Genomic DNA, 12,655 nt, shown 5'->3' on the forward strand with positions numbered 1-12,655 from the left:
GGTGGAGCACTGATGGCGGGGTCGGTGCTCGCGGCCGGCGTGCTGGTGGTCGGCGCGACTCTGTCATTCGGACTCGCCGCCGTCGGCGGCGCGGCAGTCACTGCGCAGCGCGCAGCGGGAGCTGCCGACGCCGCGGCCCTGGCAGCGGCCGACGCTGCCAGCGGCGCAGTCGTCGTCACGGTCGACCCGTGCACCCTCGCCGCGCGGGTCGCCGCGGCCTCCGGTGCAGCACTCACCGAATGCGCCGTCGACGGCTTCGTGGCGACCGTGCAGGTCAAGGCGAAGTACGCTGGACTCGCTGCCGTCTCCCGAGCCCGTGCTGGGCCACCCGAGGGGATCTGACTGCGGCGCGAGGCACTTTCCGGCGAAAATGCAGGCGACCTCTGTGACCAACCCATCACGGCGGTGTGTATGGTGTGCTTCGAAGAAAGGATGCTCCCTTGGCTGAAGGCAAGAAGCTCGTCATCGTCGAGTCTCCGACGAAGATGCGGTCGATCCAGGGGTACCTCGGCGATGGCTACGAGGTGCTCAGCTCGGTCGGCCATATTCGCGACCTCGCAGACAAGAAGGACATCCCCGCCGCGGACAAGCAGGCGTACGGAAAGTACTCGATCGACGTCGACAACGACTTCGACCCCTATTACGTGGTCTCCGATCGCAAGACGAAGACCGTCGCCGAACTCAAGCGGGCGCTCAAGACTGCCGACGAGCTTCTGCTCGCCACTGATGAGGACCGCGAGGGCGAGGCCATCGCGTGGCACCTGCTCGAGACGCTGAAGCCCAAGGTCCCCGTCAAGCGGATGGTGTTCCACGAGATCACCAAGGACGCGATCCAAGCGGCCATCGGCAACACGCGTGAGCTCGACACCGACCTGGTCGACGCGCAGGAGACCCGCCGTATCCTCGACCGACTGTACGGGTGGGATGTCTCGCCCGTGCTCTGGTACAAGGTCAAGACCGGTCTGTCTGCCGGCCGAGTGCAGTCCGCCGCCACCCGCATGATCGTCGAGCGTGAGCGCGAGCGCATGGCGTTCGTGTCCGCCGAGTACTGGGACGTCGAGGCGCTCGCGTCCTCGTCGTCCGGATTCAAGGTCCGTCTGGTCCGCGTGGACGGCGGTCAGCTCGCCCGAGGCACCGACTTCGACGACGACGGCAAGCTCAAGAAGGCCGTCATCATCCTCGACGAGGCGAAGGCGGCGGCCCTCGCGCTGGCGATCGACGCCGCAGGCACGGGCACGGTCACCAAGGTCGAGGCCAAGCCCGGCACCCGCAGCCCATACGCGCCGTTCACCACCTCCACCATGCAGCAGGAGGCCGGACGAAAGCTCTCCATGAGTGCCAAGCAGGCGATGAGCGTCGCCCAGCGGCTCTACGAAAAGGGCTACATCACCTATATGCGAACCGACTCGGTGGCGCTGAGCACCCAGGCGGTGCAGGCCGCTCGCAGCCAGGCCGTCGCGTTGTACGGCGACAGCGCCGTGCCGCTCAAGCCGCGCGTCTACAAGTCGAAGAGCAAGAACGCCCAGGAGGCGCACGAGGCCATCCGCCCGTCGGGTGAGAACTTCCGCACCCCGAAGTCGGTCGCCGCCGAACTCGACCGCGAGGAGCACCGCCTCTACGACCTCATCTGGAAGCGCACCGTCGCCAGCCAGATGGCCGACGCGAAGTACGAGACCACGACCGTCACGATCGCGGTCGACGCCGACGGGCAGAAGGCCGAGTTCACCGCATCGGGCACGGTCTACACCTTCAAGGGCTTCCTCGAGGCATACGAAGAGGGACGCGACGAGAAGCGCAACGACAAGGACGCCGACGAGAACCAGTCGCTCCCTGCGGTCGCCGTCGGCGATGACCTCCGGATGTCCGATGCCGAGGCGAAGGGGCACCGCACGACCCCGAAGCCGCGCTTCACCGAGGCATCGCTCGTCAAGGCGCTCGAGGAGCACGGCATCGGCCGCCCTTCGACGTTCGCGAGCATCATCGGCACCGTGATCGATCGCGGCTACGCCACCAAGCGCGGCCAGGCTCTCGTGCCGACGTGGCTCGCCTTCAGTGTCGTGCGCCTGCTCGAGGAGCACTTCGCCGACCTGATCGACTACGACTTCACCGCAGCTCTCGAAGACGACCTCGACGCGATCGCCCGTGGCGAGCAGAAGCGCGTCGAATGGTTGCGTTCCTTCTACTACGGCTCGGATTCGCACGTCGGACTGCGCCAGACCGTCGACAACCTCGGCGAGATCGACGCACGTGCGCTCAACTCCACGCCGATCACCGAGACCGCCACCCTGCGATTCGGCAAGTACGGACCCTACCTCGAGGTCGCGAACCCCGACGCTCCGGACGAGAAGCCGCGCATCGTCAACGTTCCCGAAGACCTCGCTCCTGACGAGCTGACCGAGGCCAAGGCGCAGGAGCTCATCGATGCGCCGGTCGCCGGCGACCGCGTGCTCGGCACGAACCCGGACAACGGCAAGATCGTCGTCGTCAAGGACGGCCGATTCGGGCCCTACGTTCAGGAGAACGACCCCGTCTCTGAAGATGCGGCGGTCGACGAGGCCACCGGCGAGGTCGTCGAGGCGCCCAAGCCCAAGCGTGGGGCGAAGAAGGATGCCGCGCCGAAGCCGCGCACCGCTTCGCTGTTCCGTTCGATGTCGGTCGACACGATCGATCTCGACACGGCGCTGCAGCTTCTCAGCCTGCCGCGCGTCGTGGGAGCCGACCCGGAGAGCGGCGAGGAGATCACCGCGCAGAACGGCCGGTTCGGGCCCTACCTGAAGAAGGGCACCGACTCGCGCTCGCTCGAGAGCGAATCGCAGATCTTCGATGTGACCCTCGAGAAGGCCCTCGAGATCTATTCGCAGCCGAAGTACGGTGCCGGATCGCGCCGAGCATCCAGCGCGCTCGCCGAGTTCGAGGCAGATCCCGTGAGCGGCAAGCCGATCCGCATCCGCGACGGACGCTTCGGCGCCTACGTCACCGATGGTGAGACCAACGTCACGATTCCGCGGGGCCAGAAGGTCGAGGACATCACGTTCGAGACCGCGGTGCAGATGCTGGCAGACAAGCGAGCCAAGGGGCCGGCGCCCAAACGCGGTGCGGCCAAGAAGCCCGCGGCGAAGAAGCCCGCGGCGAAGAAGCCCGCGGCCAAGAAGGCGCCCGCGAAGAAGGCGCCCGCGAAGAAGGCGCCCGCGAAGAAGGCGACCGCGACCGATGCGGAGAAGGCAGCCGCTCGGTCCGCAGCCGCCAAGAAGGCCGCTGCCACCCGTGCCGCGAACGCCGCGAAGAAGGCCGGTTCGTGACGGCTGACTCCGGAGTCTGGATCACGCTCGAAGGCGGAGACGGATCGGGGAAGACCACGCAGTCGAACCTGCTCGGGCAGTGGCTGACGGATGCGGGGCGGACGGTCGTGCGCACCCGTGAGCCGGGTGGGTCGGAGGTCGGCCAGCTGATCCGCGACATCGTGCTCCACCATCGCGGCGACATCGCCCCGCGGGCAGAGGCTCTGCTCTACGCGGCCGATCGCGCGCACCACGTCGCGACCGTCGTTCGACCGGCGCTCGCCCGCGGCGAGGTCGTGCTGCAGGACCGCTACCTCGACTCGTCCGTCGCCTATCAGGGCGCGGGGCGTGTGTTGGACGGCGACGAGATCCGCGACCTGTCGCTCTGGGCAGCCGAGGGAGCGCTTCCCGATCTCACCGTGCTGCTCGACCTCGATCCCGAGTCGGCGCGCGTGCGACTCGACTCCGCCGACAAGCCGTTCGACCGGCTCGAAGCCGAGAAGACAGAGTTCCATGCCCGCGTCCGCGACGCGTACCTCGCCCTGGCCCAGGCCGAACCGGAGCGGTTCCTGGTTCTCGATGCCGCCGCGACTCCGGAGAACATCGCCGAGCAGATCCGCGATCGGGTCTCGAGGCTCATCGGCTGATCCGCCCGGCTGTGCGCCCGACCGCGTTATGGCCAGGGCTTCACCCGGTCGGTGCCACGTACATCGCCCGGCGGTGCCGCGTACGTCGGTGCTCCCGATTAGGCTGAGGGCATGCCCCAGACTGTCGCCGCACCTTTCCCGTGGGCCGACGTGTGGGGGCAGGATGCCGCGGTCGACACGTTGCGCAACGCCGCATCCGATCCGTCCGCGCTCTCGCACGCCTGGCTGATCACGGGTCCTCCCGGGTCGGGACGATCCACCCTCGCGCATGCCTTCGCCGCGGCGCTCGTCGCGGATCACCCGGACGACGAGGCGGCCATGCGTCAGGTCCTCGCGGGAACGCATCCCGATGTGACGGCCCTGCGCACCGACAAGGTCATCATCACGATCGCGGAGGCCCGTGCGCTCGTCGAGCGCTCGTACTTCGCGCCCTCTGCGGGCCGCTACCGCGTGATCGTGGTCGAAGATGCCGACCGCATGGTCGAGCGAACCTCCAACGTGCTCCTGAAGGCGCTCGAAGAGCCGCCCGAGCAGACCGTCTGGATCCTCTGCGCACCGAGCGAAGCCGACCTGCTGCCGACGATCCGCTCCCGCGTCCGCTCGCTGCGACTGCGTGAGCCCGATGTCGCAGACGTGGCACGTCTGATCACCCTCCGCACGGGGGTTGATGAAGCCATCGCCGAGCAGGCCGCCCGCCACGCACAGCGTCACATCGGCATGGCCCAGCGTCTGGCCACCGACGAATCCGCCCGTCGCCGCCGCGACGAGACCCTGAGGTCGGTGCTGGGAGTTCGCGGTGTCAACGACGCCGTCGAGGTCGCCGGGGGCATCATCCAGGCGGCCACGGACGACGCCAAGGCGCTCACTGCCGAGCGCGATGCGGCCGAGCGCGCCTCCCTGCTCCGCACCGTCGGGATCGCCGAGGGGCAGGCTGTCCCGCCCGCCCTGCGAGCGCAGATCTCAGCCCTGGAAGACGATCAGAAGAAACGCGCGACCCGAAGTCTGCGCGACGGGATCGACAGGGTGCTCACCGATCTCCAGTCGCTGTTCCGTGACGTCGTGATGCTGCAGCTCGGCAGGGACGACGAGCTGATCAACCGTGAGCTTCGTGAGGATCTGGCTGCTCTCGCGGCGGCCTGGCCCGAGACCCGTACTCTTGTCGTACTCGACCACCTTGCCGACACACGCCAGTCGCTGGAGCGCAATGTCGCACCGCTGCTCGCCCTGGAGAGCTTGCTCGTGACTGTCACGAGCGGGAGGACACCGTGAACAATCGACCGACTTCCCGCATCCGACGTGCCGTCGCTGTGATCGCGGGCCTCGCCGCGGCATCGGTCGCACTCTCCGGGTGTCTGTATTCGATGATCCCCGAGCAGGCCGAGCCGAAGCCGTCGACCACCAACGCTCCTGACACGGAGGGCGTCGCCGACGACCTGCTGCCGTTCTACGGGCAGACGCTCACCTGGAGCGAATGCGGCACGGGCTTCGACTGCACCGACGTGACCGCGCCGCTCGACTGGGAGAACCCGGGGGAGGGAGAGATCACCCTCTCCGTCGTGCGCCACCAGGCGACGGGAACGGCTCAGGGCTCGCTGCTGACCAACCCGGGCGGTCCCGGCGCCAGTGGAGTCGAACTCATCCGCGACAGCCTCGACTTCGCCGTCGGAGCCGCCCTCATCGAGAACTACGACGTGATCGGCTTCGATCCCCGCGGCGTCGGCGAATCGACGGCCGTGACGTGCTTCGATGCTGCGGGCATGGACGACTACCTCTACTCGATCCCCGCGGGCAAGCGCGGGAGCGCCGAGTGGGAGGCGGAGCTCCTCGATGCGCACAAGGAGTTCGCAGACGCGTGCGAGGCGAACAGCGGCGGCATCCTGCCGTACGTGACGACGATCAACGCGGCGCGTGACATGGATCTGATCCGTGCGGTGCTGGGCGACAAGCAGCTCAACTACCTGGGCTACTCGTACGGCACCTTCCTCGGTGCGACGTACGCCGACCTCTACCCCGACAAGGCGGGTCGCCTCGTGCTCGACGGCGCGATCGACCCTGCCGTCTCGGGCCTCGATGTCGGCGCGACCCAGGCGCTCGGATTCGAGTCGGCCCTTCGCGCCTACATGCAGGACTGCCTCGACTCGGGGGAGTGCCCGTTCACCGGCACGGTCGACGAGGCGATGGCCGACCTCGGTGCGCTGCTGGCGAGTGTCGACGCCGCTCCGCTCGAGAACGGCGACGGACGCATGCTCGGCGCGGACTCGCTGATGACCGGCATCATCGCGGCACTGTACTCGGCGGACAGCTGGCAGTACCTCACCCAGGCCCTCGACGAGGCGCTGCAGGGCGACCCGACGACGGCGTTCTTCCTCGCCGACTTCTACAACGGTCGCGAGAACGGCACGTACCTCGACAACTCGAGCGAGGCGTTCCGCGCGTACAACTGCATGGACTACCCGGTCGAGGACGATCCTGCCGCCGAGGCGGCGACCGAGAAGAAGATCGCGGATGGAGCTCCGACCATCGCTCCGTACTGGAACGGACCCGACTCCTGCTCGGTGTGGCCTTATCCGCCGACCGGCACCCGGGGCGAGATCAACGCCGAGGGCGCGGGCCCCATCCTCGTGGTCGGCACGACCAATGACCCGGCGACCCCGTACGAGTGGTCCGAGTCGCTCGCTCAGCAGCTCGAAGAGGGCGTGCTGATCACCCGCGTGGGCGAAGGGCACACCGGATACAACAAGGGCAGCAGCTGCGTCGACAGCACTGTGGAGGCCTTCCTGCTCGACGACGTGGTGCCCGAGAGCGACGTCCGCTGCGAGTGATGTCGGCTCGATTCGCGGTGCGGCTCCGGAACGGGTAATATCGATGATCGCGCCGCTTTAGCTCAGTCGGCAGAGCATTTCACTCGTAATGAAAAGGTCGTCAGTTCGATTCTGACAAGCGGCTCCAGCAGGCCCCGTGATGTGAACAACATCCCGGGGCCTTTTGGTTTCCCGGGGTTGGGCGGGCGCGCGGGGGCGGCGTACCCTCGGATCATGAGCAGAGCGCTTCTGATCGTCGATGTCCAGAACGACTTCACCGAGGGCGGGGCGCTGGCCGTGGCGGGCGGCGACGACGTGGCATCCGCGGTATCGGACTTCCTCGCCCTGCATGCATCGGAGTACGACGTCATCGTCGCCTCACGCGATTGGCACGACGCCGAGGGCGACAACGGCGGCCACTTCGGGGAGGTTCCGGATTTCGTCGACACCTGGCCCGTGCACTGCGTCGCGGGCACGCCGGGTGCGGATTACGATCCCCTGCTGGTGACGGAGGCCGTCACGCACCATGTGCACAAAGGGCAGGGTCGCCCGGCATACTCGATGTTCGAGGGTGCGACCGAGTCGGGGGAGACGGTCGGAGCGATCCTCACCGCCGCCGGGGTCATCACGGCCGACGTCGTCGGCATCGCCACAGACCACTGTGTGCGCGCCTCCGCTCTCGATGCGATCGCACACGGAGTTCGCGTCCGGATCCTCACCGACCTGATCGCGGGTGTCGCGCCGGAGCCGAGCACGGCAGCCCTCGCAGAGCTCGCACACGCAGGCGCCGAGCTCATCGCGAGCGACGCTGCGTGACCCGCAGTGTCCTGCTCCTGCGAGCCGTCAACGTCTCGGGCCGCAACAGGGTGCCGATGGCGCGGCTGCGCGAACTGATCGCGCCCGAGCTGGGGGAGGTCTCGACCTACATCGCGAGCGGCAACATCATCTGCCAGCAGCCGAGTGACCCGCGATCGGTCTGCGCCGACGTGCGCGCGATGATCGCGACCGAGTTCGGCGTCGATACGCCCGTCGTCCATCGCACGCACGACCAGCTCGTGCGGTCGCACGCGAAGCAGCCGTTCCCCGGGGCATCCGAGAATCTGCTGCACGCCATGTTCCTCGAGGGCCCCGCGTCGGCAGGTGCGGTCGACGCCCTGCAGGAGCGGCTCGTGCCGGGGGAGCGGATAGCGCTCGTCGACGACGATCTGTGGATCGACTACGCCGAGGGCGGCGTGCACACCACCAAGCTCACCAAGGCGGTGCTCGATAGGCTGCTCGGGGTCGCCGGGACGGCACGCAATGCGCGTACCGTGCGCAAGCTCATCGAGCTGACGGAATGACCCCCTCGGAGCCGGTGGTGCTGTCCCTGCCCTTCACGGGGCGATGGCTGGTGCAGAACAGCCCGGCGTCCCGCGTTCCGAGCCACGGCACGACGCTGTTCGGCAGCTCGTATGCGATCGACTTCGTCCCGGTGGGCGTGGACGGGCGCAGCGCGCCGCGCACGATCCGGAGCCTGCTCGGCACCGAGAGCCCGGAGGGTTTCGTCGGTTTCGGGCGCTCGATCCTCTCGCCGGTGTCGGGCGAGGTCGTCCGCGTCCATGACGGCGAGGTCGACCACGTCGCGCGTCGTTCGATGGGGGCCCTTCTCGGATACGCCCTCACACAGCCCTCGCGTGTGCGTCGGGGCGCGGGGGCTGTCGCCGGCAATCACGTCGCCATCAGATGCGACAGGGGACTCGTACTGCTGGCGCACCTGCGTGCGGGCAGCGTGACCGTGCGGGTCGGCGATCTCGTCGTTCGGGGTGATCGGATCGGCGACTGCGGAAACTCCGGCAACAGCACCGAGCCCCACCTGCATCTGCAGGTGTCGGACACGCTGGAGCGGGATGCGCGCGGCATCCCGATGGCCTTCCAGCGGTCAGGGCAGCAGCCGTGGATGCCGCACGACGGAGACATCGTCACGGTCTGAAGTCTCGTCTCGGCGGGTCCGGGCGAACTCGGCGCTGAGGGCCGTCGCCGGCCGCTGCGGGTGCGTCTCGAGATCGACGCGATGCGTGCCGCACTCAGCGCAGCGGACGTACACGACGACGCCCTCGCTGGTCGGATGCCGGGAGTCCGCGGTCCAGGCGTGCTGGTGGATTCTCGCTGTCTGGTGAGGGATCGGCAGAGTGTGCAGGGAGGTCATGACTCCAGCGTGATGTAATGGCCTTATGCATCTCAACCCTTACGGAGAATACGCGGTGCTTCTCGCGGCATCCCTCGCCGACGACTTCCCCGCCGACCGTCCGGGCATCGAGGAGCGCACACTCGAGATGGGGATGACGATGACGTTCCCACCCGCGGCGGACGACCGCGCACGCGTGAGAGAAGTGGTCGACGACTGGTTGACGATCGTCGACGCACGGGATCCGGACGCCCGCGCGCAGATCCTCAACGCGCAGATGGCCAGAGCAGCGGCCTACCCTCGCCTCACGAACCACGACGGCGAAGGCTGGCACCTGCACTACCGCGACGACGTCCAGTCTCTGCCCTACGTCCTCCGTGCGATCTTCGCCGTCGGAACCTCGCTGCACCTGGTCACCCGCGGCATGGATAGACTCGGGCGCTGCGAGGCCTCGCCCTGCACGAACGTGGTCGTCGATGTGACGCGCAACGGCCGCCAGCGGTTCTGCTCGGTGCGCTGTGCGAACAGAGCGGCGGTCCGGCGTCACCGGGCGCGCGCGGGCGCCTGACACCGGACCGCCCGGTGCTCAGATCACGCGGTCTGCTCGGCGTGCTTGCCTTCAGCGACCTCTTCGATCAGCTTCGCGTTGAACGCGGGAAGGTCGTCGGGCGTGCGGCTCGAGACGAGCCCCGCATCGACCACGACCTCCTCGTCGACCCAGGTGGCTCCGGCATTGCGGAGGTCGGTCGCGAGGCTCGGGTAGCTGGTCAGCGTCCGTCCGTCGACCACGCCGGCCTCGATCAGGATCCAGGCGCCGTGGCAGATGACGGCGACGGGCTTGTGCTGCTCGAAGAACGAGCGCGCGAGGTCGATGGATGCCTTGTCGAGCCGCAGGTGGTCGGCGTTCACGACACCGCCCGGAAGCACGAGAGCGTCGAACTCGTCGGCCGTGGCCTTCTCGGAGGTGAGGTCGACGTGCTGCACGTGACCGTTCTTGCCGGTGATCTGCTGTCCGTCCGGTGCGATGAGCGTGGCGCTCGCGCCCTCGCCCTGCACCGCTTCCCACGGACTGGTCAGCTCGCTGTCCTCGAATCCGTCTGTCGCGAGGAATGCCACTCGGCTGTCGGTGAGAGTCGCCATGATGCGTCCTTTCGTGGGGTGGATGTCCCGGATGGGGACGCCACGACTCTCTCGCAGGACGCGGATGCGGTGAAGGGGGTGGCCGGATCCGGCCGACGGTGATAACGGTGGGCCCCGTGGGGCTCGAACCCACGACCCGCGGATTAAAAGTCCGATGCTCTGCCAACTGAGCTAGAGGCCCGCCCCTCCAGTCTAGGGCGCAAAGAAGGAGCCGCTGACGACGATGTCGTCAGCGGCTCCTTGCACCATCCCACCGACCTCCCCCGAGAGGTGAGATGGCCTACCGAGTGTCCGCCTCGGCGTTCCCGGGCCTTACTCGGCCGGGGGCATCAGAACCGTGTCCACGAGGTACACGGTGGCGTTCGCGGTCTGGACTCCACCGCAGATGACGGTCGCGTCGTTGACCATCAGGTCGTCGCCGCTGCCGGTGACCTCGACGTCTGCACCCTGCACGGTGGCGTGCGTTCCGACGATCTCATCGGGGGTCAGCTGTCCGGGGATCACGTGGTACGTCAGAATCGAGCTCAGCGTGGCGCTGTCCGTCTTGAGAGCCTCGATGGTGGCCGGGTCGATCTTCGCGAAGGCGTCATCGACCGGAGCGAAGACGGTGAACTCGTCGCCGTTGAGCGTGTCGACGAGGTTGACGTCGGGGTTCAGCTGTCCGCTGACTGCCGCCACCAGCGTGGTGAGCAGCGGGTTGTTCGATGCGGCGGTGGCGACCGGGTCGAGAGCCATGCCCTCGACGGAGCCTGCGCCGTCCGGCACAGCCTCTGCGTATGCGGCGCAGCCGGGGCCGACCAGGTTGGCGGCCGGGTCCATCGTCTCGGTCTCGGGAGCCATCGTCTCGGACGACTCGGGGGCCGTCGACTCTGCCGGCTCTTCGGTGGTGCCGCCCATGGAACATGCGGAGAGCAGGAATGCGCTCGCAAGGCCGAGGGTGATGGCTGCGGTGACCTTCTTCTTGGTGCTGAACATCTCAAGCTCCTTCAGAACACTGCCACGGCCTCTCCGTGGCGTTGACAGTCGTTCGGAGCCCCGTCGGGATCGGATGGGAGAAATCGCAAAGTTTTTTTCGAGTCGTCGAATCCAATCCGTTCCGGGGGTCGGCCGCGAACATCATTCGACGAACCGCACTTAAGAGGACTCATTTCCGTCACTTTCGGGTGGCGGCTGCACGGGAAAGCGGGGTGGATGCGGCATGCTGGTAGAGATGGTCATCGACGGAATGGACGTACCGGAAGACGGTACGGCTCGGGATGCTGTCGCTGACCTGCTTCTGCGCATCGGCGACGGTGACCAGCGCGCGTTCGCGGAGCTCTACGACAATCTGTCGTCCCGTGTCTTCGGCCTCATTCTCAGGGTTCTCGTCAATCGCTCGCAGAGCGAAGAGGTGCTTCAGGAAGTCTTCTTGGAGATCTGGCAATCCGCTACGAAGTTCGCTCCGAACAAGGGACAGGGAAGAACCTGGGTGATGACGATCGCGCACCGTCGTGCGGTCGACCGGGTTCGGGCGTCCCAGTCCAGTGCGGACCGAGACGTGCGAGCCGGGTTCAGGGATATCGGAGTCGCGCACGACAGTGTCGCGGAGACGGTGGAGCTGGGCATCGAGGGCGAGAAGGTCGTTCACGCACTCTCGGGCCTTCCTGAGGCTCAGCGCGAAGCTCTCGTCCTGGCCTACTACGGCGGTTACAGTCAAAACGAAGTGGCAGTGCTCGTCGGGGCACCGCTGGGGACGATCAAGACACGGATGCGAGATGGGCTCTCGCGTCTGAGGACAGCTATGGGGGTGACGGCATGAACGAGCAGGAATTCGCAGAACTCGCGGCAGGAGCGGCACTCGACGCGCTGTCGCCCGATGACCAGCAGCGCTATCACGCCGCTCTCGCAGCGCATCCCGAGTGGCAGAGCATCGTCGATGCGGATGCCGACAGCGCAGGATTCCTCGCCGACGGCGCAGCTCCGGTGGTTCCGTCGCCCGACATCCGCGCGACGCTGCTCGCACGGATCGCGGAGACACCGCAGAACGGCGACATCGTGTTCGCCGATTCGACCCCTGACGCCCTGGCGGACGAGACGTCGGATGCCGCGCCTGCGGAGGACTCCGCTCCGACCGCTCTCGGTGGGGAAGCCGCGCCGAAGGCTCCGGCACACCGCCTCCGCTTCCTCTTCGCGCTCGCCGCGTGCCTCGCACTGCTCGTCGGTGTGGGAGCGGGCGCTGTCGCGATCAACACGTACATCAACCGTCCGGCCAGCGTCGTCGCTCTCGAGGACATCCAGTCGGCCGATGATGCTCAGCAGGCCAGCGTCTCTCTCGAGAGCGGTGGCACGGCGACCGCGCACTGGTCGGCGTCTCTCGGCAAGTCCGTGCTCGTGACCGACGGCATCCCGTCGCTCGCCGAGGGGGAGACCTACGAGCTCTGGTATGTCCGAGGCGACACCCCGGTGCCGGCAGGCGTGTTCGCGGCCGAAGACGGCGAAGCGACGGCAGTGCTCGCCGGAGAGATGCAGGCGGGCGACGTGATCGCGGTCACGGTGGAGCAGGACGGCGGTTCGCCCTCCGGCCTGCCGACGACCGACCCCGTCGTCGTGATTCCGACAGCCTGACCTCCCGGATCGCGCGTACCC

Annotated in this window: 14 protein-coding genes and 2 tRNA genes; 12 read left to right on the plus strand and 4 right to left on the minus strand. The window is 67.7% G+C overall.

Annotation, left to right across the window (positions count from 1 at the left end; translation table 11 throughout):
* Nucleotides 1-12 precede the first annotated feature (12 nt).
* The 9 genes from AB0P11_RS08900 to AB0P11_RS08940 all read left to right on the plus strand — a co-directional run bounded on the left by AB0P11_RS08900 (nt 13) and on the right by AB0P11_RS08940 (nt 8,695).
* Nucleotides 13-342 (plus strand): Rv3654c family TadE-like protein, encoded by a 330-nt coding sequence (locus AB0P11_RS08900; protein WP_056279855.1) that lies wholly within the window; start codon nt 13-15, stop codon nt 340-342.
* 98 nt (nt 343-440) lie between these two features.
* Complete coding sequence (gene topA, locus AB0P11_RS08905; protein ID WP_363521341.1) at nt 441-3,299, plus strand: type I DNA topoisomerase; 2,859 nt, start codon at nt 441-443, stop codon at nt 3,297-3,299.
* A complete protein-coding gene (gene tmk, locus AB0P11_RS08910) occupies nt 3,296-3,925 on the plus strand; it encodes a dTMP kinase (RefSeq protein WP_363521344.1) in 630 nt (209 codons plus the stop codon). Before topA ends, tmk begins: the two co-directional genes overlap by 4 nt.
* A gap of 111 nt (nt 3,926-4,036) precedes the next feature.
* Entirely contained in the window at nt 4,037-5,194 is a 1,158-nt protein-coding gene (locus tag AB0P11_RS08915) for a DNA polymerase III subunit delta' (protein WP_363521347.1), read from the plus strand.
* Nucleotides 5,191-6,747, plus strand: coding sequence for an alpha/beta hydrolase (locus AB0P11_RS08920; RefSeq protein ID WP_363521350.1), 1,557 nt, complete (start codon nt 5,191-5,193; stop codon nt 6,745-6,747). Before AB0P11_RS08915 ends, AB0P11_RS08920 begins: the two co-directional genes overlap by 4 nt.
* Nucleotides 6,748-6,798: 51 nt before the next feature.
* A tRNA-Thr gene (locus AB0P11_RS08925) sits at nt 6,799-6,874 on the plus strand.
* An 86-nt stretch (nt 6,875-6,960) separates the two neighbouring features.
* The gene (locus tag AB0P11_RS08930) at nt 6,961-7,542 is read left to right on the plus strand and encodes an isochorismatase family protein (RefSeq protein ID WP_056279866.1); all 582 of its coding nucleotides are present in this window, start codon (nt 6,961-6,963) and stop codon (nt 7,540-7,542) included.
* Nucleotides 7,539-8,066 (plus strand): DUF1697 domain-containing protein, encoded by a 528-nt coding sequence (locus tag AB0P11_RS08935; RefSeq protein ID WP_072591619.1) that lies wholly within the window; start codon nt 7,539-7,541, stop codon nt 8,064-8,066. The genes AB0P11_RS08930 and AB0P11_RS08935 overlap by 4 nt, the downstream gene beginning before the upstream one ends.
* On the plus strand, nt 8,063-8,695 hold the full coding sequence (locus AB0P11_RS08940; RefSeq protein WP_187250576.1) for a M23 family metallopeptidase: 633 nt from the start codon (nt 8,063-8,065) through the stop codon (nt 8,693-8,695). Before AB0P11_RS08935 ends, AB0P11_RS08940 begins: the two co-directional genes overlap by 4 nt.
* Here the strand turns inward: AB0P11_RS08940 and AB0P11_RS08945 are convergent.
* The gene (locus AB0P11_RS08945; protein WP_363521355.1) at nt 8,645-8,911 is read right to left on the minus strand and encodes a hypothetical protein; all 267 of its coding nucleotides are present in this window, start codon (nt 8,909-8,911) and stop codon (nt 8,645-8,647) included. The two genes, AB0P11_RS08940 and AB0P11_RS08945, sit on opposite strands and share 51 nt — an antisense overlap.
* Nucleotides 8,912-8,936: 25 nt before the next feature.
* Between AB0P11_RS08945 and AB0P11_RS08950 the strand changes: the two genes are divergently transcribed.
* The gene (locus AB0P11_RS08950; RefSeq protein WP_363521358.1) at nt 8,937-9,458 is read left to right on the plus strand and encodes a CGNR zinc finger domain-containing protein; all 522 of its coding nucleotides are present in this window, start codon (nt 8,937-8,939) and stop codon (nt 9,456-9,458) included.
* 23 nt (nt 9,459-9,481) lie between these two features.
* On the opposite strand, the gene AB0P11_RS08955 is transcribed toward AB0P11_RS08950, so the two are convergent.
* The 3 genes from AB0P11_RS08955 to AB0P11_RS08965 form a co-directional block, all read right to left on the minus strand.
* Nucleotides 9,482-10,030 carry a type 1 glutamine amidotransferase domain-containing protein gene (locus AB0P11_RS08955; RefSeq protein WP_053097341.1) on the minus strand — a complete coding sequence of 183 codons (549 nt, stop codon included), beginning with the start codon at nt 10,028-10,030 and terminating at the stop codon, nt 9,482-9,484.
* A 108-nt stretch (nt 10,031-10,138) separates the two neighbouring features.
* Nucleotides 10,139-10,211 (minus strand) — tRNA-Lys (locus tag AB0P11_RS08960).
* Between the two features lie 131 nt (nt 10,212-10,342).
* The gene (locus tag AB0P11_RS08965; protein WP_053097339.1) at nt 10,343-11,005 is read right to left on the minus strand and encodes a fasciclin domain-containing protein; all 663 of its coding nucleotides are present in this window, start codon (nt 11,003-11,005) and stop codon (nt 10,343-10,345) included.
* Nucleotides 11,006-11,228: 223 nt separating this feature from the next.
* On the opposite strand from AB0P11_RS08965, the gene sigK reads away from it, so the two are divergent.
* Together sigK and AB0P11_RS08975 are read left to right on the plus strand one after the other, a co-directional pair.
* Nucleotides 11,229-11,828 (plus strand): ECF RNA polymerase sigma factor SigK, encoded by a 600-nt coding sequence (gene sigK, locus AB0P11_RS08970; protein WP_363521362.1) that lies wholly within the window; start codon nt 11,229-11,231, stop codon nt 11,826-11,828.
* Entirely contained in the window at nt 11,825-12,634 is an 810-nt protein-coding gene (locus AB0P11_RS08975) for an anti-sigma factor (RefSeq protein ID WP_072591616.1), read from the plus strand. The genes sigK and AB0P11_RS08975 overlap by 4 nt, the downstream gene beginning before the upstream one ends.
* Nucleotides 12,635-12,655: the final 21 nt, after the last annotated feature.

Source organism: Microbacterium sp. NPDC079176 (assembly GCF_040686675.1).
Classification (GTDB): domain Bacteria; phylum Actinomycetota; class Actinomycetes; order Actinomycetales; family Microbacteriaceae; genus Microbacterium.

What these genes read in the sequence shown, in the direction of transcription:
- AB0P11_RS08950 (WP_363521358.1), top strand. Translation starts at nt 8,937, where the DNA reads ATGCATCTCAACCCTTACGGAGAATACGCGGTGCTTCTCGCGGCATCC.
- AB0P11_RS08965 (WP_053097339.1), bottom strand. Translation starts at nt 11,005, where the DNA reads ATGTTCAGCACCAAGAAGAAGGTCACCGCAGCCATCACCCTCGGCCTT.
- AB0P11_RS08930 (WP_056279866.1), top strand. Translation starts at nt 6,961, where the DNA reads ATGAGCAGAGCGCTTCTGATCGTCGATGTCCAGAACGACTTCACCGAG.
- AB0P11_RS08975 (WP_072591616.1), top strand. Translation starts at nt 11,825, where the DNA reads ATGAACGAGCAGGAATTCGCAGAACTCGCGGCAGGAGCGGCACTCGAC.
- AB0P11_RS08900 (WP_056279855.1), top strand. Translation starts at nt 13, where the DNA reads ATGGCGGGGTCGGTGCTCGCGGCCGGCGTGCTGGTGGTCGGCGCGACT.
- AB0P11_RS08945 (WP_363521355.1), bottom strand. Translation starts at nt 8,911, where the DNA reads ATGACCTCCCTGCACACTCTGCCGATCCCTCACCAGACAGCGAGAATC.
- AB0P11_RS08915 (WP_363521347.1), top strand. Translation starts at nt 4,037, where the DNA reads ATGCCCCAGACTGTCGCCGCACCTTTCCCGTGGGCCGACGTGTGGGGG.
- AB0P11_RS08940 (WP_187250576.1), top strand. Translation starts at nt 8,063, where the DNA reads ATGACCCCCTCGGAGCCGGTGGTGCTGTCCCTGCCCTTCACGGGGCGA.
- AB0P11_RS08955 (WP_053097341.1), bottom strand. Translation starts at nt 10,030, where the DNA reads ATGGCGACTCTCACCGACAGCCGAGTGGCATTCCTCGCGACAGACGGA.
- sigK (WP_363521362.1), top strand. Translation starts at nt 11,229, where the DNA reads ATGCTGGTAGAGATGGTCATCGACGGAATGGACGTACCGGAAGACGGT.